The organism is Parasedimentitalea psychrophila (assembly GCF_030285785.1).
GTDB lineage: Bacteria > Pseudomonadota > Alphaproteobacteria > Rhodobacterales > Rhodobacteraceae > Parasedimentitalea > Parasedimentitalea psychrophila.
On record NZ_CP127247.1, the window covers coordinates 3,135,695 to 3,159,256 of the forward strand.

At 60.9% G+C, this 23,562-nt stretch carries 25 protein-coding genes; 19 read left to right on the forward strand and 6 right to left on the reverse strand.

What is annotated here, in order from left to right; genetic code table 11:
• Positions 1 to 90: 90 nt before the first annotated feature.
• Positions 91 to 831 (forward strand): YebC/PmpR family DNA-binding transcriptional regulator, encoded by a 741-nt coding sequence (locus tag QPJ95_RS15270; protein ID WP_270916981.1) that lies wholly within the window; start codon positions 91 to 93, stop codon positions 829 to 831.
• Positions 832 to 930: 99 nt separating this feature from the next.
• On the opposite strand, the gene QPJ95_RS15275 is transcribed toward QPJ95_RS15270, so the two are convergent.
• Both QPJ95_RS15275 and QPJ95_RS15280 read right to left on the reverse strand, forming a co-directional pair.
• Positions 931 to 1,776, reverse strand: a complete 846-nt coding sequence (locus tag QPJ95_RS15275) for a COG3904 family protein (RefSeq protein WP_270916982.1) — start codon at positions 1,774 to 1,776, stop codon at positions 931 to 933.
• Positions 1,777 to 1,838: 62 nt separating this feature from the next.
• Complete coding sequence (locus QPJ95_RS15280) at positions 1,839 to 2,735, reverse strand: LysR family transcriptional regulator ArgP (protein ID WP_270916983.1); 897 nt, start codon at positions 2,733 to 2,735, stop codon at positions 1,839 to 1,841.
• Between the two features lie 150 nt (positions 2,736 to 2,885).
• Here QPJ95_RS15280 and QPJ95_RS15285 point away from each other — a divergent pair, with 150 nt between their 5' ends.
• Positions 2,886 to 3,491, forward strand: a complete 606-nt coding sequence (locus tag QPJ95_RS15285) for a LysE/ArgO family amino acid transporter (protein ID WP_270917209.1) — start codon at positions 2,886 to 2,888, stop codon at positions 3,489 to 3,491.
• Positions 3,492 to 3,712: 221 nt separating this feature from the next.
• On the forward strand, positions 3,713 to 4,573 hold the full coding sequence (locus tag QPJ95_RS15290; RefSeq protein ID WP_286018283.1) for a DMT family transporter: 861 nt from the start codon (positions 3,713 to 3,715) through the stop codon (positions 4,571 to 4,573).
• Between the two features lie 30 nt (positions 4,574 to 4,603).
• Here the strand turns inward: QPJ95_RS15290 and betI are convergent, their stop codons facing one another.
• Positions 4,604 to 5,179 (reverse strand): choline-binding transcriptional repressor BetI, encoded by a 576-nt coding sequence (gene betI, locus QPJ95_RS15295; protein ID WP_270916985.1) that lies wholly within the window; start codon positions 5,177 to 5,179, stop codon positions 4,604 to 4,606.
• Positions 5,180 to 5,208: 29 nt separating this feature from the next.
• On the opposite strand from betI, the gene QPJ95_RS15300 reads away from it, so the two are divergent.
• The 4 genes from QPJ95_RS15300 (at position 5,209) to QPJ95_RS15315 (ending at position 9,039) form a co-directional block, all read left to right on the forward strand.
• Positions 5,209 to 5,415 carry a hypothetical protein gene (locus QPJ95_RS15300; protein WP_270916986.1) on the forward strand — a complete coding sequence of 69 codons (207 nt, stop codon included), beginning with the start codon at positions 5,209 to 5,211 and terminating at the stop codon, positions 5,413 to 5,415.
• A 3-nt stretch (positions 5,416 to 5,418) separates the two neighbouring features.
• Entirely contained in the window at positions 5,419 to 6,876 is a 1,458-nt protein-coding gene (betB, locus tag QPJ95_RS15305) for a betaine-aldehyde dehydrogenase (RefSeq protein WP_270916987.1), read from the forward strand.
• 115 nt (positions 6,877 to 6,991) lie between these two features.
• Positions 6,992 to 8,647 carry a choline dehydrogenase gene (gene betA / locus QPJ95_RS15310; protein WP_270916988.1) on the forward strand — a complete coding sequence of 552 codons (1,656 nt, stop codon included), beginning with the start codon at positions 6,992 to 6,994 and terminating at the stop codon, positions 8,645 to 8,647.
• Positions 8,648 to 8,799: 152 nt separating this feature from the next.
• Positions 8,800 to 9,039, forward strand: coding sequence for a YdcH family protein (locus tag QPJ95_RS15315; RefSeq protein WP_270916989.1), 240 nt, complete (start codon positions 8,800 to 8,802; stop codon positions 9,037 to 9,039).
• A 79-nt stretch (positions 9,040 to 9,118) separates the two neighbouring features.
• Here the strand turns inward: QPJ95_RS15315 and QPJ95_RS15320 are convergent, their stop codons facing one another.
• Both QPJ95_RS15320 and QPJ95_RS15325 read right to left on the reverse strand, forming a co-directional pair.
• Positions 9,119 to 10,507, reverse strand: a complete 1,389-nt coding sequence (locus QPJ95_RS15320; RefSeq protein WP_270916990.1) for a helix-turn-helix domain-containing protein — start codon at positions 10,505 to 10,507, stop codon at positions 9,119 to 9,121.
• A 93-nt stretch (positions 10,508 to 10,600) separates the two neighbouring features.
• Positions 10,601 to 11,812 (reverse strand): multidrug effflux MFS transporter, encoded by a 1,212-nt coding sequence (locus QPJ95_RS15325; RefSeq protein WP_270917210.1) that lies wholly within the window; start codon positions 11,810 to 11,812, stop codon positions 10,601 to 10,603.
• A gap of 188 nt (positions 11,813 to 12,000) precedes the next feature.
• On the opposite strand from QPJ95_RS15325, the gene QPJ95_RS15330 reads away from it, so the two are divergent.
• The 7 genes from QPJ95_RS15330 (at position 12,001) to QPJ95_RS15360 (ending at position 18,013) form a co-directional block, all read left to right on the forward strand.
• Positions 12,001 to 13,533: an acyl-CoA carboxylase subunit beta gene (locus tag QPJ95_RS15330; protein ID WP_270916991.1), complete on the forward strand. Its 1,533-nt coding sequence runs from the start codon at positions 12,001 to 12,003 to the stop codon at positions 13,531 to 13,533.
• A gap of 215 nt (positions 13,534 to 13,748) precedes the next feature.
• Entirely contained in the window at positions 13,749 to 14,117 is a 369-nt protein-coding gene (locus tag QPJ95_RS15335) for a DUF6497 family protein (RefSeq protein WP_270917211.1), read from the forward strand.
• A 214-nt stretch (positions 14,118 to 14,331) separates the two neighbouring features.
• A complete protein-coding gene (locus tag QPJ95_RS15340) occupies positions 14,332 to 14,472 on the forward strand; it encodes a hypothetical protein (protein WP_270916992.1) in 141 nt (46 codons plus the stop codon).
• A 69-nt stretch (positions 14,473 to 14,541) separates the two neighbouring features.
• Positions 14,542 to 14,889 (forward strand): hypothetical protein, encoded by a 348-nt coding sequence (locus tag QPJ95_RS15345; protein WP_270916993.1) that lies wholly within the window; start codon positions 14,542 to 14,544, stop codon positions 14,887 to 14,889.
• Between the two features lie 256 nt (positions 14,890 to 15,145).
• Complete coding sequence (locus QPJ95_RS15350) at positions 15,146 to 15,349, forward strand: hypothetical protein (RefSeq protein ID WP_270916994.1); 204 nt, start codon at positions 15,146 to 15,148, stop codon at positions 15,347 to 15,349.
• A gap of 134 nt (positions 15,350 to 15,483) precedes the next feature.
• A complete protein-coding gene (locus QPJ95_RS15355; protein WP_270916995.1) occupies positions 15,484 to 17,484 on the forward strand; it encodes an acetyl-CoA carboxylase biotin carboxylase subunit in 2,001 nt (666 codons plus the stop codon).
• A gap of 4 nt (positions 17,485 to 17,488) precedes the next feature.
• Positions 17,489 to 18,013: a hypothetical protein gene (locus QPJ95_RS15360; RefSeq protein ID WP_270916996.1), complete on the forward strand. Its 525-nt coding sequence runs from the start codon at positions 17,489 to 17,491 to the stop codon at positions 18,011 to 18,013.
• Between the two features lie 4 nt (positions 18,014 to 18,017).
• On the opposite strand, the gene QPJ95_RS15365 is transcribed toward QPJ95_RS15360, so the two are convergent.
• On the reverse strand, positions 18,018 to 18,461 hold the full coding sequence (locus QPJ95_RS15365; RefSeq protein ID WP_270916997.1) for a DUF4174 domain-containing protein: 444 nt from the start codon (positions 18,459 to 18,461) through the stop codon (positions 18,018 to 18,020).
• Positions 18,462 to 18,575: 114 nt separating this feature from the next.
• Here QPJ95_RS15365 and QPJ95_RS15370 point away from each other — a divergent pair, with 114 nt between their 5' ends.
• From QPJ95_RS15370 to QPJ95_RS15390, 5 genes are all read left to right on the forward strand, one after another.
• Positions 18,576 to 19,577 carry a hypothetical protein gene (locus tag QPJ95_RS15370; protein WP_270916998.1) on the forward strand — a complete coding sequence of 334 codons (1,002 nt, stop codon included), beginning with the start codon at positions 18,576 to 18,578 and terminating at the stop codon, positions 19,575 to 19,577.
• Positions 19,540 to 21,669, forward strand: a complete 2,130-nt coding sequence (scpA, locus tag QPJ95_RS15375) for a methylmalonyl-CoA mutase (RefSeq protein ID WP_270916999.1) — start codon at positions 19,540 to 19,542, stop codon at positions 21,667 to 21,669. Before QPJ95_RS15370 ends, scpA begins: the two co-directional genes overlap by 38 nt.
• Positions 21,669 to 22,154 carry an MAPEG family protein gene (locus tag QPJ95_RS15380; RefSeq protein WP_270917000.1) on the forward strand — a complete coding sequence of 162 codons (486 nt, stop codon included), beginning with the start codon at positions 21,669 to 21,671 and terminating at the stop codon, positions 22,152 to 22,154. Before scpA ends, QPJ95_RS15380 begins: the two co-directional genes overlap by 1 nt.
• Positions 22,155 to 22,429: 275 nt before the next feature.
• Positions 22,430 to 23,032 carry a VOC family protein gene (locus tag QPJ95_RS15385; protein WP_270917001.1) on the forward strand — a complete coding sequence of 201 codons (603 nt, stop codon included), beginning with the start codon at positions 22,430 to 22,432 and terminating at the stop codon, positions 23,030 to 23,032.
• Entirely contained in the window at positions 23,029 to 23,553 is a 525-nt protein-coding gene (locus tag QPJ95_RS15390) for a GNAT family N-acetyltransferase (protein WP_270917002.1), read from the forward strand. Before QPJ95_RS15385 ends, QPJ95_RS15390 begins: the two co-directional genes overlap by 4 nt.
• The last annotated feature ends 9 nt before the right edge of the window (positions 23,554 to 23,562 follow it).

Genomic DNA, 23,562 nt, shown 5'->3' on the forward strand with positions numbered 1-23,562 from the left:
CAAGCATTGATCGCAGGGCCAGCGCTTGAAAGCTGCCACCAGACGGGGCTATATGTGCGCCAAAGGTATAATTCAGCATAGGGATGGACCATGGCAGGCCACTCAAAATGGGCAAACATCCAGCACCGTAAAGGTCGCCAGGATGCGGTTCGCTCAAAACTGTTCTCGAAACTCTCCAAGGAAATCACCGTTGCCGCCAAAATGGGCGACCCGGATCCTGAGAAAAACCCACGTCTGCGGATGGCGGTCAAAGAGGCCAAGTCGCAATCGGTACCCAAGGATGTGATTGATCGCGCGATCAAGAAATCCACTGCGGGTGATGGCGACGACTACGAAGAAGTGCGCTACGAGGGTTACGGCCCCAACGGCGTGGCAGTGATCGTCGAGGCGATGACCGACAACCGCAATCGCACCGCATCCACCGTGCGCTCAACCTTCTCCAAGAATGGCGGCAATCTGGGCGAAACCGGCTCGGTTGGCTTTATGTTCGACCGCAAGGGCGAGGTCACCTACGGCATCTCTGTTGGCGATGCCGATGCGGTTTTTGAGGCGGCTATCGAGGCCGGCGCCGAAGATGTTGAGAGCTCGGAAGATGGCCATATCATCTACTGCGAAGTCTCTGATCTGAATGAGGTGTCAAACGCGCTGGAGACGGCGCTGGGTGAATCCGACAGCACCAAACTGGTGTGGAAGCCCACCACCACCACCGAAATGGATCTGATTGCCATGCAAAAGCTGATGAAGCTGGTGGATGCGCTGGAAGATGACGATGACATTCAGCGCGTCACTACCAATTTCGAAGCCTCGGACGAGGTGATGGAGCAGCTGTAAAAGGCCCGCTTATTCGTTTTAAAGGCCTGCCTGATCGGCGGGCCTTTTTTTATGTGCGCGGGCGCAGCCTGCATGGCTGCCTGATCCGCGGGTCTAGGTCTAATGGACCAGCAAACCGGCCTGCAGTGCCTGTTGGCGGCTGGGATACCACAGCGCGCTGCTGGGCTGCTCGAACACTTGGGCCAAAAACGCCTCGCTGATTCCCTGAGCCCGGAAAAAAGCAAGATCCTTCTCCTGTTCCTTTGCCAGATCCAGGTTGGGGAGCAGGGGGCCGAACTCGAGCGCATAGCGATGAAACCCCAGCCGTGCGCCAGGGGCCAGACGGCGCTGGGTCCCGGCGACAAAGAGCAATGTGCAGGCCGAACTGCAATCGCCTTTGACCACTGTGTTCAAGCCCCGGGCACGGATCAGATTGGCAAAGCCGCGCGCCTCGTAGATATGGCCGCCGATGCTGGTCAGGGTAACAGTGACAAGCTGCGGGTTCGCTGCCAGCAACTCGGTGGCGCGTTTGGTCAACCCATAGGTGATGGTGCCGCTAAAGCTCAGCGAGCTGCCATCGTCGGACAGGCTCAGCTGATACTCGGCGGCATGCAGGCGGTCCATCCGGTCGGTGAACAGCTCGGTGGTTTCAGGCTGTGCGGCAAACAGAAAACTCCCCCACCACAGCGAGATCGAGGCAAAGCCCGAGACCAGCAGCACCAGATAGCCGCCCCAGATCAGCGTCATGCCGCCCATGCCCCGCAGGTGATTGTCAGCGCTGGCCTGAAACCGCATCACCTGCCAGAGGAACACCAGTGCATCCGCCGCAACCAGCCCGTAGAGCAGCCTCATATCCAGGCGCAACACACCATCCGCCGCGCTCAGTGCCAGCAAGATCACGGCGCGGGGCAGCACCAGATGCAGCCAGAAACTATGGGGCAAAGCCAGGGGGGCGCGACGGATCATAACAGCAATCTGGGCGAAGGAACCCGTCAAATCAAGCCGGAGCTGTGGGTGTCACGCCAGTGTCACGCCTCTGTCGGCTTCTGTGCCAAATGTCGCCGACCTGTGTTGATTACGGCGCGGGTGACCTCGGCCAAGGCCGGGGCCATCACCCGGCTGACCTGCCAGGTCAAAGGGATTTTCAGCTCAGTCTGCGCCAACAGGGGCACCAGTTTACCGTCGCGAATATGGCGGCGGACAAATTCTGCTGGGTTCATGCCCCAGCCCATGCCGACAACCGCAGCATCGACAAACCCCTGTGTCGAGGGCAGGAAATGCGCCGGGGGGGCCAGATCCGGCGCCACATTCAGCTCCAGCCACCGCCGTTGCAGGGCATCCTTGGCGTTGAAGACCAGACAGGGGGCCCGTGCCGCCGCCGTGGCTGTCACCCCGTTGGGAAACCAGCGCTGCATATAGGCTGGGCTGGCGCAGGCCACATATTGAAACGCCCCCAGCGCATGGGCATCGCAGCCGGTCACCGGTTTGTCATGGGCGGTAATGGCGGCCGAAACCTCGCCCCGTTTCAGCCAGTCGGCGCTGTGGTCCTGATCGTCGATCACCAGATCAAACAACACGCCGTCGACCGAGGCCATCGCCTCGATAAACCAGGTTGCCAGACTGTCCGCATTGATCGCCACTTTTAGGCGGGCGTTTATGGGGTCCCGGTCCAGCGCCAGCTCACGGCTCAACTGCGCCTCCAGCAGGCCGATGTCTTCGGCATGTTTGGCAATCCGCAGCCCCGCCTCGGTTCCGCGACAGGGCGGGCCACGCCGCACCAGCGCGCTGCCCACCTGATCCTCCAGCGCCTTGATGCGCTGTGACACCGCCGACGGGGTCACCAACAGCGCCGCCGCCGCCGCGTCAAAACTGCCAAGCCGCAGTACCTGCGACAGGGCTGCCAGATGATGAGGAGGGAATTGCATTGCGGGTCCTTGCTGCGGGGACTGTTTGGCGCCCTGGTGGTCCGGACCATCATTAGCAGAACTTAAGTGGGCTGAGCATCTTTAATTTGATTGCGCTCCGGGGCTGGCTTAGTCAAGCCGGAACAGACAACAGGACGCCCCATGCCCCCCATGCCCCCCAGCCTATTCGCCGGATTTATCCTTGGATTCAGCCTGATCATGGCAATTGGATCGCAGAACGCCTTTGTGCTGCGTCAGGGTTTGCGGCGCCAGCATGTGTTCTGGATCTGCCTGACTTGCGCCACCTCGGATGCGCTGCTGATCACCGGTGGTGTCATGGGGTTTGGCTCGCTGACCCTGCTCTGGCCGTGGTTTGAGCAGGCGATGCGCTGGGGTGGGGCGGGGTTTTTGATCTGGTACGGTGGCCGCAGCCTGCTGGCGGCCTGGCGAGGCGGCGAGAGCCTGGAGGCAGGGGCCAGTACTGGGGCAGGGGCGACAGTGCTGCCGGTGTTGGCAACGGTTTTGGCGCTGACTTGGCTGAACCCGCATGTCTATCTGGATACGGTGGTGCTGCTGGGGGCAATCTCGGCGCAATACCCGCAGCCACTGTGGTTTGGCATTGGCGCAGCACTGGCCAGTTTCACGTTTTTCTTTTCACTGGGCTATGGGGCGGCGGCCTTGGCGCCGCTGTTTGCCCGGCCGCGGGCCTGGCAGATTTTGGATCTGCTGGTGGGGCTGACCATGTGGGCGATTGCGGTCAAATTGTTGCTAATGTGACCCGGTTCCGATGGGCAGCTGTGGGGAAAGGCTTTGCAGGGCGGACCAGCCCACCCGCCCACCCCTGTCCCGCCCTGCAAAGCGATTGAGCGCCGGGATCTGTGAATGCCAGGATCTGAAATTGATTGTCATGTGAAGGGTTGTGCCCACCATTGATTACGTGTTGGGTCCAGATCATGAAAAAGAACACACAGAACCAACCCCTGATCGGGGCCATATGGATGTTGATCACCGGTCTTTGCTTTGTGGCGGTGACGGCGCTGGTTAAATATATGGGCGGCCGCCTGCCGCCTGCCGAGATGGCCTTTTTGCGTTATTTGCTGGGGCTGGTGTTTCTGCTGCCGATGCTTGGCACGCTGCGCCGGACCCACATCAGCGCCCGCATGTGGGGGCTGTTTGCCAGCCGGGGCGTGGTGCATACCGGCGGCGTGATCCTGTGGTTCTATGCCATGACCCAGATCCCGCTGGCCGAGGTCACCGCGATGAATTACATGGCGCCGGTCTATGTGACGCTGGGGGCGGCGCTGTTTCTCGGCGAACGTCTGGCGCTGCGGCGGGTCGGCGCCATCCTGACTGCTTTGGTCGGCGCGATGATCATTCTGCGCCCCGGTTTCCGTGAAATCTCACCCGGGCATATCGCCATGCTGTTCACCGCCATTGCCTTTGGCGCCTCGTATCTGCTGGCCAAGTTCACCGTCGATGGCACCAATCCGGTGGTGGTTGTGGCGATGTTGTCGATCTGGGTGACGCTGGGGCTGACGCCCTTTGCGCTGGCGGTCTGGGTGACGCCAACGCTCACCGAACTGGTGCTGTTGTTCGGGGTCGCCTGTTTTGCCACTGCGGGCCATTATGCGATGACGCTGGCCTTTGCCACGGCGCCGTTGACGGTGACCCAGCCGGTGACGTTTCTGCAGCTGGTCTGGGCCACGGCGCTGGGGGCGCTGGTGTTTGCCGAGCCGGTGGATATCTGGGTGGTCTGTGGTGGCGGGCTGATTCTGGCTGCAGTCAGTTTCATCACCTGGCGCGAAGCCGTTCTGAAGCGCCGCGCCACCCTGCCTGCGGAGACCGCTATCAAAGCGTGAGGGGCGGGACCGGCGGCACCAGCATGCCGGTTAGGACAGCACCAGATCCACCACCCGACGCGCCGCCGAGCGGGCCTGCTGCGCATCCAGCGGCTGGTCCGACAGCGCCGCCTGCAGCCAGGCGCCATCCATGTAGTTCTGCAAGGCCTGGCGGGCGGTCTCTATTCCCTCGGCAGGCAAAAGCTGGCGCAACTCGGCGCGAAAATGGCTGCGCACCCTTGATCGGTTGACCCGGTGCAGACGCGCCAGATGCGGTGAATAAGGTGCGCTGGCCCAGAATTGCATCCAGATGCTGCATTGCTCGACCGTGAACAACTGATCCGAGAAATTGGCATCCATCACCACATGCAGCCGATCCGTCGGTGATGATGCGGTGTTGTATCCCGCAATCATCGCGGTCCTAAGCTTGCGCAGCAGATGGCGCATTGTCGCCTCCATCAGGCCTTCCTTGGAGCCGAAATAATAGTTGATAGAGGCCGCCGAAGCCCCGGCCTCGCGGGCAATGTCTGCCATCGTTACAACGCCATAGCCATGCCGGTGCACCGACACGATGGTGGCCTCGATCAGTTCTTCGTTGCGAATGTCTCGGATGCGTTTCCTGCTCATGCTGCATAATTGCGTCAGCTGCCTAGCGGTTGCAACTGCTGATGTGGATTGGTGAGAAACCTGATTGCCGGTACCAGAAATTGTTTGAACGTACCGAAATGAGTGATATGACGGTGCTCAACGCCAGAAAAGGGCGGATCGCCAGCCCTGCTGTCGGCAGCGATTGCGCCGGCTTTATGTTGCGACCCTTTAAACCGGCCACTGCCCTTGGCCATGTTATCCCGTCGGAGAAATAGAAAATGACTGTTACCGTTCAACCCAAGGCCAGCCATTTCATCAATGGCGCTTATGTCGAAGATACCGCCGGCACCGAAATCCCGGTGATTTATGCGGCCACTGGCCAGCAAATTGCATCGGTTCATGCCGCCACCCCCGAGATTGTTGACATGGCGCTGGCCTCGGCCAAGGCCGGGCAAAAATCCTGGGCGGCGATGACTGGCACCGAACGGGGAAGGGTGCTGCGCCGGGCCGCCGATATCATGCGTGACCGCAACCATGATCTGTCGGTGCTGGAGACCTATGACACCGGTAAACCAATGTCGGAAACGCTCTATGTGGATGCAACGTCCGGTGCCGATGCGCTGGAATATTTTGGCGGCCTGGCCGGGTCGCTGACCGGCGAGCATATCCCGATGGGACAGGACTGGGTCTATACCGTGCGCGAGCCACTTGGGCTCTGTGTTGGCATTGGCGCCTGGAACTATCCGACCCAGATCGCCTGCTGGAAGGCCGCACCGGCGCTGGCCTGCGGCAATGCAATGGTGTTCAAACCTTCTGAGACGACGCCGCTCTGTGCGCTGAAGGTCGCCGAGATCCTGTTTGAGGCCGGCCTGCCAGCGGGCGTGTTCAACGTTGTTCAGGGCATGGGCGAAGTTGGCGGTGCGCTGGTCACTGATCCGCGCGTTGACAAGGTCTCGCTGACCGGGTCGGCGCCAACCGGCAAAAAGGTCTATGCGGCTGCGGCTGCCGGCATGAAGCATGTCACCATGGAGCTGGGCGGCAAATCGCCGCTGATCATCTTTGACGATGCGGATCTGGAGAACGCTGTCGGCGGCGCCATCCTGGCCAATTTCTATTCCTCGGGGCAGATCTGCTCCAATGGCACTCGGGTTTTTGTGCAAAAGGGCATCAAGGAGGCGTTTCTGACCCGTCTGACTGAGCGGCTGGAGACGGCGGTGATTGGCGATCCGATGGATGAGGCCACTACCTTTGGCCCCATGGTCAGCGAAAATCAGCGCGACATCGCGTTGGGCTATATTGCCAAGGGTGAGGCCGAAGGGGCGCGTCTGGTTTACGGCGGCAAACAGCTGGACCGCGACGGCTGGTATATCCAGCCCACGGTGTTTGCCGACGTCAATGATGGCATGGTAATCGCCCGCGAAGAGATCTTTGGCCCGGTGATGGCGGTGCTGGATTTTGACGATGAGGACGAGGTGATTGCCCGTGCCAATGACACCGAATTTGGTCTGGCGGCTGGGGTGTTCACCCGTGACCTAAGCCGTGGCCACCGGGTGATTGCTGCGATGGAGGCAGGCAGCTGCTTTATCAACTCGTACAATGACGCGCCGGTCGAGGCGCCCTTTGGCGGCGTCAAGGCCTCGGGTGTTGGGCGCGAGAATTCAAAAGAGGCGATCAAGCACTATAGCCAGGTGAAGTCGGTTTACGTGCGCATGGGCGACGTTGAGGCGCCGTTCTGACCGCCCCTTTGGGCCACGCCCACCCACCCGCCCCGTCGCCCAAAGGGGCGATCAGAACGGGAGGGGACGCTGTCCTCTCTCTTGGTTGACCAGTGAAAGATCGAGGCAAGTCGAGATGAATGCAGATTATGTAATCGTAGGGGCCGGCTCGGCCGGATGTGCACTGGCCTATCGCCTCAGTGAGGCGGGCCATCAGGTGCAGGTGATCGAGCACGGTGGCAGTGATGCCGGGCCGCTGATCCAGATGCCGGCCGCGCTGAGCTATCCGATGAACATGAGCCTCTATGACTGGGGCTATAAATCCCAGCCCGAGCCACATCTGGGGGGACGTGAGCTGGTCACCCCGCGCGGCAAGGTGATCGGCGGCTCGTCCTCGATCAACGGCATGGTCTATGTGCGCGGTCACGCTGGCGATTATGACCACTGGGCTGAAAGCGGCGCCCAGGGCTGGAGCTATGCCGATGTGCTGCCCTATTTCAAGCGGATGGAGACCTGGCACCACGGTGGTCAGGGCGGCGATGCCGACTGGCGCGGCACTGACGGCCCGCTGCATATCTCGCGCGGGCCGCGCAACAATCCGCTGCACAGCGCCTTTGTCGAGGCCGGCCGTCAGGCGGGCTATCCGGTCACCGACGACTACAACGGCCACCAGCAAGAGGGCTTTGGCCCGATGGAGCAGACGGTCTACAAGGGCCGTCGCTGGTCGGCGGCCAATGCCTATCTGCGTCCCGCTTTGCAGCGGCCCAATTGTACGCTGACGCGGGCTTTTGTGCGCCGGGTGGTGATCGAGCAGGGCAGGGCTGTTGGGGTCGAGATTGAGCGCGGTGGCAAGATCGAGGTGATCCGGGCCAATCGCGAGGTCATTCTGTCGGCCAGTTCGCTGAACTCTCCCAAGCTGCTGATGCTGTCGGGCATTGGCCCGGCGCAGCATCTGGCCGAGCATGGTATTGAGCTGGTGGCGGATCGCCCCGGTGTCGGGCAGAACCTGCAGGACCACCTGGAGCTCTATCTGCAGATGGCCTGTTCGCAGCCGATCACCCTGTTCAAACACTGGAACCTGTTCAGCAAGGCACTGATCGGGGCGCAATGGCTGTTCACCAAAACCGGCCTCGGTGCCTCGAACCAGTTTGAATCCGCCGCCTTCATCCGCTCGCGTCAGGGCATCGACTATCCTGATATCCAGTACCATTTCCTGCCAATGGCGGTGCGCTATGACGGTCAGGCCGCCGCCGAGGGCCACGGGTTCCAGGCCCATGTCGGCCCCATGCGCTCATCGTCCCGCGGTTCGGTGACACTGGCCAGCGGTGACCCCAAAGACGCCCCCAACATCCTGTTCAACTATATGTCCAGCGAGCAAGACTGGGTGGATTTCCGCAAATGCATCCGTCTCACCCGCGAGATCTTTGGCCAGGAGGCGTTCAAGCCTTATGTCAAACACGAGATCCAGCCGGGTATCCAACTGCAAAGCGACGATGAGTTGGACAGCTTTATCCGCGAGCACGTTGAGAGCGCCTTTCATCCCTGTGGCACCTGCCGCATGGGGGCGGCGGATGATATGACTTCGGTTGTGGACCCCGAATGCCGGGTGATCGGCGTCGATGGGTTGCGGGTGGCCGACAGTTCCATCTTCCCGCGCATAACCAATGGCAACCTGAATGGGCCCTCGATCATGACCGGCGAAAAAGCCGCCGATCACATCCTGGATCGCCCGTTGTCGGCCTCCAACGCAGAGCCCTGGTACCACCCGGACTGGCAGCAGTCACAACGCTAGGCCTGCCATCGAAAACCAGCAAAAATCCCCTGCATCCGCGCGGACTTTTTGTTTGGTTTTCGACCGCCGTCATTTTTGTTTGATCCCGGTCAAAGTGCGCAGCCCCTGGGTGAGCTAGCCTGAGATCAACCCTAAAACCAAGGAGCGAACAGATGACAAATACCCCCCATGAACTGGCCGAGGAATTTCCAGAAAAAGCGGCGGCGATCAGTGCGTTAAAGCAGTCGGATGCGCATTTTGCCAAGCTGGCGGATGAATACCACACCGTCAACCGTGCGGTGCACCGGGCGGAAACCAATGTGGAACCGATCAGCGATCAGGCCGAGGCCGATCTGCGCAAGACGCGCGGCGCCCTGAAGGATGAGATCTGGGGCATTCTGTCCAAGGCCTGAACTCGCGGCTGCGACGGTATCATTTTCTGCATAGAAAATGGCTCGGAAAATTCGAATTTTCCGGCGGCTGTCGCGGCCCTCAACTCACCTCATATGGCAACACACCGCGCCTGTCGGTGTTGATGGTCAGCCGCCGCTCCAGTGGCGGCACCGAGCGCTGGTGACATTGCTGGCGCTCGCAGATCCGGCAGGAGATGCCGATCGGCTCGTAGGCGCTGTCATTGTCGACGCCCATATTATCCGCATAGACGATCATATCGGCGTGGCGCACCTCGCAGCCCAGCGCGATGGCATAGCGCTGCACCGGTGAGCCAAACGAGCCGCCGGATTTCGACACATCCCGCGCCAGCGAGATATAACGCACCCCGTCCGGGGTCTCGGCCAGCTGGCGCAGAAACCGCCCCGGCGTCTCAAAGGCGCGATGCACATTCCACAACGGGCAGGCGCCGCCAAAACGGGCAAACTGCAACCGCGTGGCCGAGTGGCGCTTGGTGATGGTGCCCGCCTGATCGACCCGGACAAAGAAGAACGGAATGCCCTTGGCGCCGGGGCGTTGCAGGGTCGACAACCGATGCGCCACCTGCTCGATTGAGGCGCCAAACTGGGTCGCCAGCAGTTCCAGATCATGGCGATACTCCTGCGCTGCGGCGAGAAACCGGCCATAGGGCATCAGTGCCGCCCCGGCAAAATAGTTGGCCAGACCAATCTTGGCAATTGCGCGGGCTTCGTCACTGTTGAAGCGGGCAGCATCCAGCGTTGCCTCCAGAAGCTCGTTCTGACGCAGCAGCGCCACCTGCAGCAACATCTGAAACACCTGCGTTTGCGGCGCCGCCCGGTTCGACAGATGCAGAATGCGGCGGCTGCTGTCAAAATGGCGCAGGTTGTCCATCTTGCTCACCAGCACCGAGATGCCAAGGGTTTTCAACAGCGCGATGGCGGCCTCTCTGGCGTCGCCATCGCTGGTGAAGTGCTCGGCTGCCCGGTCCACCGCGTCGATGTAATTGTCGCAGTAGTGAAAGAAATCGCGCACCTCTTCCCAGGGGCTGGGTTGAATACGCGAATCCTCGCGACCCAGGGCCTCGTCCAGCGAGGCCAGCCGCTCGTGGGTCTGTCGATAGGCGCGGTGCAGCTCCAGAAAGGCCCGGGCAAGGGCTGGCGCATTGGAGGCGGTCAGCCGCAGATCTGCCAGCGGCGGGGCGTCATCGCCAAACACCGGATCCGCCAGCGCCTCGCGCATGTCACTGACCAGCCGCTCGCTATCGCCCGAGCTGAGCTCGGTCACATCCAGACCAAACTCCTGCGCCAGCGCCAGAACCACGGTGGTGCTGACGGGGCGGTTGTTGTTCTCCATCTGGTTCAAATAGGGCAGCGACACCCCCAGCTTGGCGGCGAAATCCTTTTGCGTCAGGGTCAGGCGGGTCCGCATCTCGCGCAGTTTTGCACCGGCATAGAGTTTCTGAGGGGCCATGATGTCACGCCTTTGCAAATCTGAACTCATTGAGTTGTAGAATTGCAAAGTCCTGGCCGCAAGGGCCAGGGCGTCGCAGGGCCCGGACTGGGGTTATAATCCCAGCCGCCGTTGCCGCCGGATGACCATCAGGATCGAGAGCAGGCCCAAAACAGCTGTCGCCAACATGATCACCAAGAGCGGCACCGCAGTTGATCCCGGCCCCAGCAACCAGCCCGCCAGCGCGCTGAGCCCGGCCCCGAGCCCCAGCATCAGGGCGCCGCTCAATCCGGCGGCGGTGCCGGCCAGATGGGGGCGGACCGACAGCGCACCGGCGGTGGAATTGGGAATGGCCATGCCATTGCCAAGACCAACAAAGGTCATGAAACCAAAGAAGCTATAGACCGTATCCAGCCCGGCCAGTGCCACGACAAGTGACAATGCGATGCCAAATCCATTGATCCAGCAGCCCCACAGGACCATCCGGTTGATGCCGATCCGGGTGGAATAGCGCCCGGACAGGAAGTTGCCGGCGAAATACCCCACCGCCGGGGCCGAGAAGTAGACGCCCAATTGCGCGGTGGACAGGCTGTAGATCTCGGTGCCGACAAACGGGGCGCCGCCGAGATAGGCAAAAAATGCCCCCGAGGCGAGGCCAGAGGCCAGCGAATAACCCCAGAACCGCGGCGAGCTGAGCAGCTCCGGGTATTCCCGGAATTGCGCAATCAGGGTCTTGCCGCTTTTGTGGGCGGTCTCGCCGAAATCAAAATAGGTGACGGCCAGAATCAATGCGCCCAGCCCAAACAGCAGCCAGAAATTTGCAGTCCAGCCAAAGGCCTGATCCAGAGCACCGCCAATGGCCGGCCCGATCATCGGCACCACCGCCATGCCCATGGTGACATAGCCGATCATGCTGGCGGCCTTGTCCTGATCATACAGATCGCGCACCGCAGCGCGGCTTAGCACCATGGCGACTGCAACCGCCGCCTGCGCCATGCGAAACACCAGAAAGATCTCGGCGGTGGGCGACCAGATGCAGCCCAGTGTCGCCAGCAGGAACAGCACGATCCCGGTCAGAATCACCGGCCGCCGCCCCATCTTGTCCGAAATAGGTCCCACCAGAATTTGGATCACCGCATTCATCGCCAGATACAGCGCCACCGACAATTGCATCAGGCGATAGTCGGCGTCAAAGTATATCGCCATACCCGGCAGCGATGGCAGGAAGACGTTCATGCCTAGGGCCGATATCCCCGCCAGCAGGATCAGGGTGGAGATATGTGGCGGTGAGCTGCGGCTTAGATAGCGTTTGGGGGTGTTCTGCATCATTTCCGAATAGGCCAGCAGCGGCCACTTGTCCAATCAAACGACGCGTTACATCCTAAGTATACCCATTAGCAGATTTGCAGTTTGCTAGGATACCCCTGTAGAGGCTTTGCAAATTTGCGATAATATCCTTGGGTCTGGCTGAGGCGCAAGATAAGGTCGCGTCAAATCATTAGGGGACATGGGCCATGAAAGACATTCTTTCCGAGCTGGAAAGCCGCCGTCAGGATGCGCGGCTGGGTGGCGGTCAGCGCCGCATCGACGCACAGCACGCGCGTGGCAAACTGACCGCCCGCGAACGTATCGAGCTGCTGCTGGACGAAGACAGCTTTGAAGAGTTCGACATGTTTGTCGCCCACCGCTGCACCGATTTCGGCATGCAGTCGCAGCGCCCGGCAGGCGATGGTGTGGTCACCGGATGGGGCACCATCAATGGCCGCATGGTCTATCTCTATTCCCAGGATTTCACCGTTTTTGGCGGCTCTCTGTCTGAAACCCATGCCCAGAAAATCTGCAAGATCATGGACATGGCGATGCAGAACGGCGCCCCGGTGATCGGCCTCAATGATTCCGGCGGTGCGCGCATCCAGGAAGGCGTCGCCTCGCTGGCCGGCTATGCCGAGGTGTTCCAGCGCAATGTGCTGGCCTCGGGCGTGGTGCCGCAGATCTCCGTCATTATGGGCCCCTGCGCTGGCGGTGCGGTCTATTCCCCGGCGATGACCGACTTTATCTTCATGGTCAAAGACACCTCATATATGTTTGTCACCGGCCCTGACGTGGTGAAAACCGTGACCAATGAAACGGTCACTGCCGAGGAGCTGGGCGGTGCGTCCACTCATACCAAAAAATCATCGGTTGCCGACGGCGCCTTTGAAAACGACGTCGAGGCGCTGGCCGAGGTCCGCCGCCTGGTCGATTTCCTGCCGCTGAACAACCGTGAAAAACCACCCGTTCGGCCGTTCTTTGACGAACCGGGCCGGATTGAGGCCAGTCTGGACACCCTGATCCCGGACAATCCCAACACCCCCTACGACATGAAAGAGCTGATCCACAAACTGGCGGATGAGGGCGATTTCTATGAAATTCAGGAAGAATTCGCCAAGAATATCCTGACCGGTTTCATCCGCCTTGAGGGCCAGACCGTGGGCGTTGTCGCCAACCAGCCGATGGTGCTGGCGGGCTGCCTCGACATTGATAGCTCGCGCAAGGCCGCCCGCTTTGTGCGCTTCTGTGACTGCTTTGAAATCCCGATCTTGACGCTGGTTGATGTGCCCGGCTTCCTGCCCGGCACCAGCCAGGAATACGGCGGTGTCATCAAACACGGTGCCAAGCTGCTGTTTGCCTACGGCGAGGCGACAGTGCCCAAGGTCACAGTGATCACCCGCAAGGCCTATGGCGGTGCCTACGATGTGATGTCCTCCAAACACCTGCGCGGCGATTTCAACTATGCTTGGCCCACCGCCGAGATCGCAGTGATGGGCGCCAAGGGCGCCACCGAGATCATCCATCGCGCTGATCTGGGCGATGCCGACAAGATCGCTGAACATGTGGCCGACTATGAGGATCGCTTTGCCAATCCCTTTGTCGCCGCCGAGAGGGGCTTCATCGACGAGGTAATCCAGCCCCGGTCCACCCGCCGCCGGATCTCCCGCGCCTTTGCTTCGCTGCGCGGCAAGTCGCTAAAGAACCCGTGGAAAAAGCACGATAATATTCCGCTATGAACGGGATTTCTTTTTGCTGAAAATACTCCCGCCGGAGGCACAAAAATTAATTCGGCGGGTCTCACCCTCGAAACATTTGACATGAGCCATAAACCTGCACCATGATCCGCTTCAGCCAAGATAGAACAGCGCGCGCCACCAGTGGCGTAGCGCCAGCAGCCCCGGCCGGAGGAGCTCAAGTCATTGGGGGTCGGGGCTGTGGATATTTGTTGGCGGTGCTGCTTGGCGCGACGCCCGCCTTGGCCAGCGACCCTTTTCCGGTGCCGTCTGGACAGAATGTCATCCTAAGTGAGGTGCTGCTGGATCAGGCCCCGGGCGAGCTCTGGGTGCGGTTCCGCTTTGTGGCGCCGGCGATTGCCCGCAACAGTGGCAGTGTTGACTATGATCAGGCCGCCCCGGATATGGATCACCTCTGTGATGCGCTGGCGCTGCCCTATCTGGAAACCCATGCCATCACCCCGGCGCGGGTGGTGATCTCGCTGATGGATCGCCCCGTTGCCTTTGGTGCCCAAGATCCCACTGCCACCCAGTTTTTTGAAAGTTATCGCCCCACAGACGCCCGCTGCATCTGGGAGGAGTTCTGATGCGGCATCAATATCTTGCGCAACAAGCCTCATCTCGGCGGAATGTTGCGGCTTTACGGCCACAAGCCCCGGTACGGCGGCCTTTGGGATGTAATCTGGCTGGAGTTCCGGTTACTATGCGCTTGGGTCGCAATTATGCGGCCTGTCATATGAGGTCGGAACCGGCAGCGACTCAACGTCGTGCGGGTTTCAATTGTTCACACAGGAGACAGCAATGTCCAAGAGCATCAAACTGTTTGCCATGGTCGGCCTGCTGGCCGTGGTCGCCGCATGCGGCAGCAAAGAAGAAGAATTTGTCATCGTCGATCCTGAGCCGATCTCGGTCGAACCAGCCTATACCGGCAAATATAAATAATACCAATTGGGGCCCGGCCCTGCGGTCGGTCCCCAGTCATCCGCGCAGCGCCGGTCGAAAGGCGCATCCATGCTGAAACACCGCGGATTCCCTGGCCGTCTGCCAGGTACAGATTTTCAATTCACCATTCGTCGCCCCAACCCCAAAGGGGTGACTGCGATATCGCGTCGCGAACGCTTTCACGATCGCCGTCCGGCTGACCGGCGCGCCGATGCCGGGTTTATCAAGGCCCTGTGGATACAGTTCGGCGATCAGCCCTTTGAGCGCGGCAATCTTGATGCCGGCCGGATAAGCTGGCTGTTCGAGCGCGAAGTGATCGCCGGTGAAGATCCCTTTGACCCGGAAAGCTATGACGCCTTGCTGGTGCTTGACCTGCGCATCGCTCAGCTGTCGTTTCCGGACGTGTTTGGGGAGTGATCGGCTAGATGTTGCAGAGGCAGAGCCATAACCTACAGGATGAAACTACCAAGGTAGTTGCTTTACCTGTGCATAGGCATCAAGCTGCGTTTTGCAACACTCCACGTCCATGCGTGGCGGAACCCCGCCGGGTAAGGCGGCTGTTTGGGCGTCATTCTGCGCAGAATGCGACCGCCCATCACTTGCTCTTGAAAACCCTGTGTCGCGAGGTTTTGTCCGCGGGCAAGGCGATATCTCACCAGAAGGGGAAACAACAATGCTGGTCTCTAAAATCACCCTTGCGTTTGGGCTCTGCGCGGGCTTGGCGGCCTGTGGCAACACAACCGGAGAACAGGTGGTCATTGGTGCTGGCGCCGGGCTGCTGGGGTCTGCGCTCATTGGTGGCAGTCTGGTCACCGGTGCCGCTGTTGGCACCGCTGCAAACCTCATCTATTGCAAGGAAAACCCTGGCAGATGCTGATCCGCTGACGCCAGAGAACCAGCTGACATACCGGCCGGCAAAAGCCCGCTTAGAAAACACTGCATCGCCGTGTCGGTCCCTTGGGGCTGGCGCGGCGTTTTGCGTTTCGACATCCAGAAGACAAAGGACTGCCCATGTTTAACAAGATCCTGATCGCCAACCGGGGCGAGATCGCTTGCCGGGTTATCAAAACCGCGCGCAAAATGGGCATCCAGACTGTTGCCATCTATTCCGATGCCGACCGCAACGCGCTGCATGTGGAAATGGCCGACGAGGCAATACATATCGGCCCACCCGCGGCCAACCAGTCTTATATCGTCATTGACAAGGTGATGGAGGCGATCCGCCAGAGCGGCGCCCAGGCGGTGCATCCGGGTTATGGTTTCCTGTCGGAAAACGCCAAATTCGCCACCGCACTGGCCGCCGAGGGCGTCGCCTTTGTTGGCCCACCAGTGGGCGCGATTGAAAAGATGGGTGACAAGATCACCTCCAAGAAAATCGCCCAGGAGGCCGGGGTCTCCACCGTTCCGGGCCATATGGGTCTGATCGAAGACGCCGACGAGGCGGTGAAGATCTCTAACGAGATCGGCTATCCGGTGATGCTCAAGGCCAGCGCCGGCGGTGGTGGCAAGGGCATGCGGATTGCCTGGAACGACGCCGAGGCCCGCGAAGGCTTTCAGTCCTCCAAGAACGAGGCCGCGAATGCCTTTGGTGATGACCGTATCTTCATTGAGAAATTCATCACCCAGCCGCGCCACATCGAAATTCAGGTGCTCTGCGACAGCCACGGCAATGGCATCTATCTGGGCGAACGCGAATGCTCGATCCAGCGCCGCCAGCAGAAAGTTGTGGAAGAGGCGCCAAGCCCGTTCCTGGACGAGGCCACCCGCAAGGCGATGGGCGAACAGGCGGTGATGCTGGCCCATGCGGTAGACTATGCCTCGGCCGGCACCGTGGAATTCATCGTTGATGGCAACAAGAATTTCTACTTCCTGGAAATGAACACCCGCCTGCAGGTGGAACATCCGGTGACCGAGCTGATCACTGGCGTCGATCTGGTCGAACAGATGATCCGCGTCGCCAATGGCGAGCCGCTGAGCATCACGCAAGGTGACGTGAAACTGAACGGCTGGGCTATTGAGAACCGGCTCTATGCCGAAGATCCTTACCGTGGTTTCCTGCCCTCCATCGGCCGTCTGAGCCGCTATCGTCCCCCTGCGGAGGTGGTCGAGGAAACCCACATTGTACGCAATGATACCGGGGTTTTTGAGGGCGGCGAGATCTCGATGTATTATGACCCGATGATCGCCAAGCTGTGCACCTGGGCGCCCACCCGCGCCGCCGCAATCGAGGCCATGCGCAACGCGCTGGACGGGTTTGAGGTCGAAGGCATCGGTCACAACCTGCCGTTCCTGTCGGCGGTGATGGATCACCCGATCTTTATCGCCGGCGAGATGACCACCGCCTTTATCGAGGAGCAATATCCCGATGGCTTCCAGGGGGTTGAGCTGCCCGAGGATGCGCTGCGCCGCATTGCTGCCGCCTGTGCCGCCATGCACCGGGTTGCCGAAATACGGCGCACCCGGGTGTCGGGCCGCATGGACAACCATGAACGCCGGGTTGGCGTTGATTGGGTGGTCACATTGCAAGGCCAGGACTACGGCATGACCATCGCCGCCGACCGCGACGGATCGACCATCAGTTTTGCCGATGGCAGCCAAAAGCGGGTCACCAGTGACTGGACTCCCGGTGATCAGCTGGCAACACTGGAGGTGGACGGTGATCCGCTGGTACTCAAGGTTGGCAAGGTCTCGGGCGGTTTCCGCATCCGCTCACGCGGGGCCGACATGAAGGTGCATGTGCGCACCCCGCGGCAGGCGGAACTGGCCAGGCTGATGCCTGAGAAGGTGGCGCCGGATACCTCAAAGCTGCTGCTCTGCCCAATGCCCGGCCTGATCGTCAATGTGGCGGTTCAGGTGGGCGACGAGGTGCAGGATGGTCAGGCCCTGTGTACCGTCGAGGCGATGAAGATGGAAAACATCCTGCGCGCCGAGAGAAAAGGCATTATCTCCAAGGTCAATGCTGCGGCCGGTGACAGCCTGGCGGTGGACGACATAATCATGGAGTTCGAATAATCTGATGCCTGTGGCGCAGTCATATCGCCGGGTCGCCCATGCGGCACTGGTGGCGCTGGCCCTGACCGGGCTGGCGGGCTGCGCCATGGACAAAGAAGACGCGGTGCGGGCACGGGTTGGCACCTGGATCACCCTGGGCGACACCCGCTATTTCAAATCATCGATGGACTGCACCGCCGGGGTGTTTGATGTCGAAGGCACCCGCATCACCTCGCTGATCACCAAGGCCCGCTCGGTGGCCTCCGGCATGGCCTTGCTGAAAGACGGCGAGGCGGTGGCTTTTGATGTCAAAGGCCTGTCGCCCAATGCGGTGTCCGAACAGATCATGTCCAAGGACCTGCCGCAGGGGATCGGGGTGCTGTCGTCGGGCATTGCCGGCAAGAATTGCATGACCAAGACAGTCAAGACTGCCTATTTGCGGGCCTTGCTGGACCCCGACGCGGTGCTGATGTTTGACCCGGATGGCAATGTCATGGCGGTGCTGGATCGCCGCAATGAACGGCTGTATTTTGCGCGGGGGACGGTGTGATGGCTCAGCTGCCGCGCCGTTCCTCGACCTCGCGCAGGCGCGATGGGAACTTGTCGATGGTGCGGCTCAGCTCGCGCACCGTCCAGGGCGAGGGTTTGCGCAGCTTGACGCCGCCGTCCTTGCCCACCAGCACCAGCATGAATCCACGTGGCCGCAGTTTCTGGCGCAGGGTCGAATTGGCGGCGGGATCGGTATCGACCAGAACCACCACATCGCGATCAAACAACGCCTCGGCGCCCTGTGACAGCCGTTCTATCTGTTCATGGAAGCGCGGATCATCGGGGCTGTCGGCAAACACCACCACTGGGCGATTTTTCCAGAGATATTCGCTTAAATCGCTGTCATTCCCCGGTTGGATCAGCGCCGGAGCCCCCGTCTCGGTGGCGTCTTGTGCGATCAGGGGGGCGGCAAGAATTACCGCCAGAACAAGGGCTAGGAATGGTTTCATAAGATCTCCTGTTGCCTTGAATATATGCACCTTTGCGCGGAATGCGATGGGGGAAATGACCTGCGGCCTCAAAAAATCAATCATCGTTAATCGGTCTGACAGGGGTTGCGGGTTATGATCCTGCAGTTTCCCTCCAACCGGCTGCTGCGGGTGGCCGCTGTCCAAAGGACTGGCAAGGCGATGAAGGTATTTTTGCATATCGGGGCGCATCGCTGCGCCACCACCAGCTTTCAGGATTATCTGCGCCGCAACTCAGACGCGCTGGACGCCCGCAATATAGGCTATTGGGGGCCAGGCCGCACCCGCAACGGATTGTTCAACGGCATCCTGCCGGGGCCCATCGCCGCAACCGGGCGCAATCCACAGCGCCGGGCGGTTGGGCGGGTGCAGATGCAGCTGTCGCGCAGTCAGTCGCTGGGGCTGGATCAGCTGCTTGTCTCGGATGAAAACATGATGGGCACCATGCGCCAGAACCTGCGCACCGGCGGGCTATATGGCGGCGTCGGCGAACGGATGGCCCGCTTTGCTGAGGCTTTTGACGGGTACGTCAGTGATGTGATGGTCAATCTGCGCAGCCTCGAAAGCTACTGGGCCTCGGCGTTTGGCTATGGGGTGGCGCGTGGCCATCGCATTCCCAGCGCCGCGATGTTGGACCATCTGGCCTACAGTCGGCGCAGCTGGCGGGATGTGCTGACCGATGTGGCCTGTGCGGTGCCCGGTGCCCGCATCTGGGCGCTGCCGTTTGAAACCTATGGCGGCCGCCCCGAGGCGCAGCTGGCGGCGATCACTGGCCAACAGATGCCTCGCAACCCTGTCCGAAACTGCCTGAACGCAACACCGCGGCTGGAGGATCTGCGCCGCCAGTTGCACAGCGCGGTCGCGGATCGACTGCCCGCAGGGCAGGGCCGCTGGCAACCCTTTGATACGGCTCAGATTGCCGCCCTGCGCGAGACCTATGCCGATGACCTGATGTGGTTGGCTGCTGGCGGCGATGGGCTGGTGCAGTTGAAACAAGATCCAGAAAAAGCAGGGCAGGGCATGAACCCGGCCCGCACAGACCTGACAAGAGGAACACCCCATGACGACCAAACAGAACGAGTGGCGGGCGCTGGCTGAAAAAGAGCTGCGCGGACGCAGCGTTGACGATCTGACCTGGCAGACCCTCGAAGGCATCGAGGTCAAGCCGATCTATACCGAAGAAGACACCGCCGATCTGCCGCATATGGGCTCGATGCCGGGCACCGGCCCGTTTACCCGTGGCGTCAAGGCGACTATGTACGCTGGCCGCCCCTGGACCATCCGGCAATATGCTGGCTTCTCCACCGCCGAAGAGAGCAACGCCTTTTACCGGCGCAATCTGGCGGCCGGTCAACAGGGTGTATCCGTTGCCTTTGATCTGGCCACTCACCGGGGCTATGATAGCGACCACCCGCGTGTGGTTGGTGACGTGGGCAAGGCCGGCGTGGCGATTGATTCTGTCGAGGACATGAAGATCCTGTTCGACGGCATCCCGCTGGACAAGGTCTCGGTGTCGATGACCATGAACGGTGCGGTGATCCCGATCCTGGCCAGTTTCATCGTCGCAGGCGAGGAACAGGGCCACGATAAATCGCAGCTGGCGGGCACCATTCAGAACGATGTGCTCAAGGAATTCATGGTTCGCAATACCTATATCTATCCGCCGGAACCCTCGATGCGGATTGTGTCGGATATTATCGAATACACCGCCAACGAGATGCCGAAATTCAACTCGATCTCGATCTCCGGCTACCACATGCAAGAGGCCGGCGCCAATCTGGTGCAGGAACTGGCCTATACTCTGGCCGATGGCCGCGAATACGTGCGTGCGGCGATCGAGGCGGGCATGGATGTGGACAAATTCGCCGGCCGCCTCAGCTTCTTCTTTGCCATTGGCATGAATTTCTTCATGGAGGCCGCCAAGCTGCGCGCCGCGCGTTTGCTGTGGCATCGCATCATGACTGAATTTGGCGCCAAATCCGAACGCTCCAAGATGCTGCGCACCCATTGTCAGACCTCGGGCGTCAGCCTGCAGGAACAGGATCCCTATAACAACGTGGTGCGCACCGCCTATGAGGCAATGGCGGCGGCACTGGGCGGCACCCAGTCGCTGCACACCAATGCATTGGACGAGGCAATGGCGCTGCCGACCGATTTCTCGGCCCGTATTGCCCGCAACACCCAACTGATCCTGCAGGAAGAAACCGGCATCACCAATGTGGTCGACCCACTGGCTGGGTCCTATTATGTCGAAAGCCTGACAGCGGAGCTGGCCGACAAGGCCTGGGCGCTGATCCAGGAGGTCGAGGAAATGGGCGGCATGACCAAGGCAGTGGCCAGTGGCATGCCAAAACTGCGTATCGAGGAAAGTGCTGCCAAGCGGCAGGCGATGGTGGATCGCGGTGACGAGGTGGTTGTTGGCGTCAACAAGTACCGTCTGGACAAACAAGACCCGATCGACATTCTCGATGTGGATAACATGGCGGTGCGCGACAGTCAGATCGCCCGCCTGAAACAGATCCGCGACAGCCGCGATGAAGCTGTCTGTCAGGCGGCGCTTGCGGCGGTGACCACCTGTGCCAGGAAGGGCGGCAACCTGTTGGCCAGTGCTATCGAGGCCGCCCGCGCGCGCGCCACAGTGGGGGAAATCAGCATGGCACTGGAGGTCGAATTTGGTCGCCACCGCGCCGAAGTGAGAACTCTGGCGGGGGTCTACGGCGCCGCATATGAGGGCGACGAAGGCTTTGCCGCCATTCAGCAAGACATCGAGAGTTTTGCCGAGGAAGAGGGCCGCCGGCCGCGCATTCTGGTGGTCAAGATGGGCCAGGACGGTCACGACCGCGGCGCCAAGGTGATTGCCACCGCATTCGCCGATATCGGTTTTGACGTCGATGTGGGGCCTCTGTTCCAAACCCCAGAGGAGGCGGCACAGGACGGGCTCGACAATGATGTGCATGTCATCGGAATCTCGTCTCAGGCGGCGGGCCATAAAACGCTGGCGCCGCAATTGGTGCAGGCGCTGAAAGATCAAGGTGCCGAGGATATCCTGGTGATCTGTGGCGGGGTGATCCCGCAGCAGGATTATGACTTCCTGTATAAGGCCGGCGTCAAGGCGATCTTTGGTCCCGGCACCAATATCCCCGAGGCGGCGCAGAATATTCTGCAACTGATCCGCGACGCCCGCAGCTGATGGGTAAACGCGGCAAGATTGTGCTGGGCATGGCTGGCGGTGGCCTCTGGGGGCTGCTGCTGGTCGGCGGGCCGATATGGATGGGTCTGGGCTATATCCCGGCGCAGCTTGCTCTGCCCGGTGCCTTTGTGGCGCCGGGGATATTTCTGATCGCGGTGATCGGGTTTCTGGCCCAGCGGCGGTTCTTTGATGATGCGATCATAGATGGTGAACCATTTGCGCTGGGTTCGCGCGAAGAGATCGCTCAGCGGGTGTTGACCAACACGGCTGAGCAACTGGTGCTGGCGCTGGTGATCTGGCCCTTTGTTGCGGTCAGCCTGGGCGGCGCGGTGGTGCTGGCGCTGGGGCTGGGCTTTGCCGCTATGCGGGTTGTTTTCTGGCTTGGCTATCTGGCGTCGCCGCCGCTGCGCGCACTGGGGTTTGCCGGGACGTTTTATCCCACAGTGCTGGCTGCGTTGTGGTCGCTGATGGTCTGGCTGATGTGATCGGGCGGGGGGCTTTCTGCCCCCTCTTGGCCTGCGGCCAATTCACCCCCGAGGATATTTCTGGCCAGATGAAGCCGGCAGAGCTTAACGCCAGATCGATCGGCGTCTGGCTTTTGAATGGTCGCAGATCGCTGGCCACCCGTCTGATCCGTCTTGCTTGATGATACATTGGGTCAAAGCCAATGTTGCGGAAGTTTGAGGCTCTCTGCACCCGACCTTTCAGCTTGTACCCGGTGGCACCGCAGCTAAGGTGACGCCAGCAACAGGAGCGCGTGATGGAACTGGATCATCTGGCAGTGGCGGGTGAGAGCCTGGAGGCGGCAAAGGCCCATGTGGAAGAGGCGCTGGGGGTGCCCATGCAGCCGGGTGGCCAGCATGAGTTGTTCGGCACCCATAATTATCTGCTGGGTCTGGGCGATGGGCTGTATCTGGAGGCGATTGCGATAAATCCTGAGGTCACGCCGCAGCGCAGCCCGCGCTGGTTTGATCTGGATCGGTTTTCCGGCGCGCCGCGGATCAGCAATTGGATTTGCCGCTGTTCACATATGGCGGATGTACTGGCGCAATTGCCCGCTGGGACTGGCACCCCGGTGGCGCTGAGCCGCGGCGATCTGCGCTGGGACATGGCGGTGCCCACCGATGGGATACTGCCCTATGACAATATGGTCCCGGCCTTGATCGAATGGCACAGTGCCCATCCGGCAGCTTTGCTGAGCCAGCAGGGATGCCGGTTGCAGCGGTTGACCCTGTCGCATCCAAAAGCAGGTGAATTGCAGGCGCTTTTGCCTCTTGGCGATGACCGGGTGGTCTATGAAACCGGCGAGATTGGCTTTGAAGCCACCTTTGACACAGCCCATGGGCAGCGGGTGCTGTCGTGATCATTCGGGCGGCCAGGGCGGCGGATGCCGAGGCGCTCTGCGAGATTGCCAACCGGGTGATCCGCGACACGCTGATCACCTTTGCCAGCGCGGAAAAAACACCGGTGCAGCTCAGGGCGATGATTGCCGACAAGGGCGAGGATTATCTGGTGGCCGAGCTGGATGGCCAGGTTGTGGGCCATGCCTATTATGGCGATTTTCGCGCCGGGTCGGGCTATCGGTTTACCGCCGAGCACACCATTCAGCTGTCGCTTGCGGCGCAGGGGCGTGGCATTGGCCGGGCGCTGTTGCGGGCCCTGGAACAGCGGGCGGTGATGGCGGGACTGCATGTGCTGGTGGCCGGTATCAGCAGCGCCAATCCGGGGGCCGTTGATTTTCACGCGGCGCTGGGGTTTACCGAGGTTGGGCGGTTGCCTGAGGTCGGCCATAAAAAGGGCCAATGGCTGGACACCGTGCTGATGCAGAAAATAATGCCGCAGGCGGGAATTCCCCACCCTGACAGCAGCGACAAACAGGGATAGGCTGGCATC

Excerpts from the sequence above, each read along its gene's own strand:
- QPJ95_RS15270 (WP_270916981.1), top strand. The coding sequence starts at position 91 with ATGGCAGGCCACTCAAAATGGGCAAACATCCAGCACCGTAAAGGTCGC.
- QPJ95_RS15275 (WP_270916982.1), bottom strand. The coding sequence starts at position 1,776 with ATGATCCGTCGCGCCCCCCTGGCTTTGCCCCATAGTTTCTGGCTGCAT.
- QPJ95_RS15280 (WP_270916983.1), bottom strand. The coding sequence starts at position 2,735 with ATGCAATTCCCTCCTCATCATCTGGCAGCCCTGTCGCAGGTACTGCGG.
- QPJ95_RS15285 (WP_270917209.1), top strand. The coding sequence starts at position 2,886 with ATGCCCCCCAGCCTATTCGCCGGATTTATCCTTGGATTCAGCCTGATC.
- QPJ95_RS15290 (WP_286018283.1), top strand. The coding sequence starts at position 3,713 with ATGTTGATCACCGGTCTTTGCTTTGTGGCGGTGACGGCGCTGGTTAAA.
- betI (WP_270916985.1), bottom strand. The coding sequence starts at position 5,179 with ATGAGCAGGAAACGCATCCGAGACATTCGCAACGAAGAACTGATCGAG.
- betB (WP_270916987.1), top strand. The coding sequence starts at position 5,419 with ATGACTGTTACCGTTCAACCCAAGGCCAGCCATTTCATCAATGGCGCT.
- betA (WP_270916988.1), top strand. The coding sequence starts at position 6,992 with ATGAATGCAGATTATGTAATCGTAGGGGCCGGCTCGGCCGGATGTGCA.
- QPJ95_RS15315 (WP_270916989.1), top strand. The coding sequence starts at position 8,800 with ATGACAAATACCCCCCATGAACTGGCCGAGGAATTTCCAGAAAAAGCG.
- QPJ95_RS15320 (WP_270916990.1), bottom strand. The coding sequence starts at position 10,507 with ATGGCCCCTCAGAAACTCTATGCCGGTGCAAAACTGCGCGAGATGCGG.
- QPJ95_RS15325 (WP_270917210.1), bottom strand. The coding sequence starts at position 11,812 with ATGCAGAACACCCCCAAACGCTATCTAAGCCGCAGCTCACCGCCACAT.
- QPJ95_RS15330 (WP_270916991.1), top strand. The coding sequence starts at position 12,001 with ATGAAAGACATTCTTTCCGAGCTGGAAAGCCGCCGTCAGGATGCGCGG.
- QPJ95_RS15340 (WP_270916992.1), top strand. The coding sequence starts at position 14,332 with ATGTCCAAGAGCATCAAACTGTTTGCCATGGTCGGCCTGCTGGCCGTG.
- QPJ95_RS15345 (WP_270916993.1), top strand. The coding sequence starts at position 14,542 with ATGCTGAAACACCGCGGATTCCCTGGCCGTCTGCCAGGTACAGATTTT.
- QPJ95_RS15350 (WP_270916994.1), top strand. The coding sequence starts at position 15,146 with ATGCTGGTCTCTAAAATCACCCTTGCGTTTGGGCTCTGCGCGGGCTTG.
- QPJ95_RS15355 (WP_270916995.1), top strand. The coding sequence starts at position 15,484 with ATGTTTAACAAGATCCTGATCGCCAACCGGGGCGAGATCGCTTGCCGG.
- QPJ95_RS15360 (WP_270916996.1), top strand. The coding sequence starts at position 17,489 with ATGCCTGTGGCGCAGTCATATCGCCGGGTCGCCCATGCGGCACTGGTG.
- QPJ95_RS15365 (WP_270916997.1), bottom strand. The coding sequence starts at position 18,461 with ATGAAACCATTCCTAGCCCTTGTTCTGGCGGTAATTCTTGCCGCCCCC.
- QPJ95_RS15370 (WP_270916998.1), top strand. The coding sequence starts at position 18,576 with ATGATCCTGCAGTTTCCCTCCAACCGGCTGCTGCGGGTGGCCGCTGTC.
- scpA (WP_270916999.1), top strand. The coding sequence starts at position 19,540 with ATGACGACCAAACAGAACGAGTGGCGGGCGCTGGCTGAAAAAGAGCTG.
- QPJ95_RS15380 (WP_270917000.1), top strand. The coding sequence starts at position 21,669 with ATGGGTAAACGCGGCAAGATTGTGCTGGGCATGGCTGGCGGTGGCCTC.
- QPJ95_RS15385 (WP_270917001.1), top strand. The coding sequence starts at position 22,430 with ATGGAACTGGATCATCTGGCAGTGGCGGGTGAGAGCCTGGAGGCGGCA.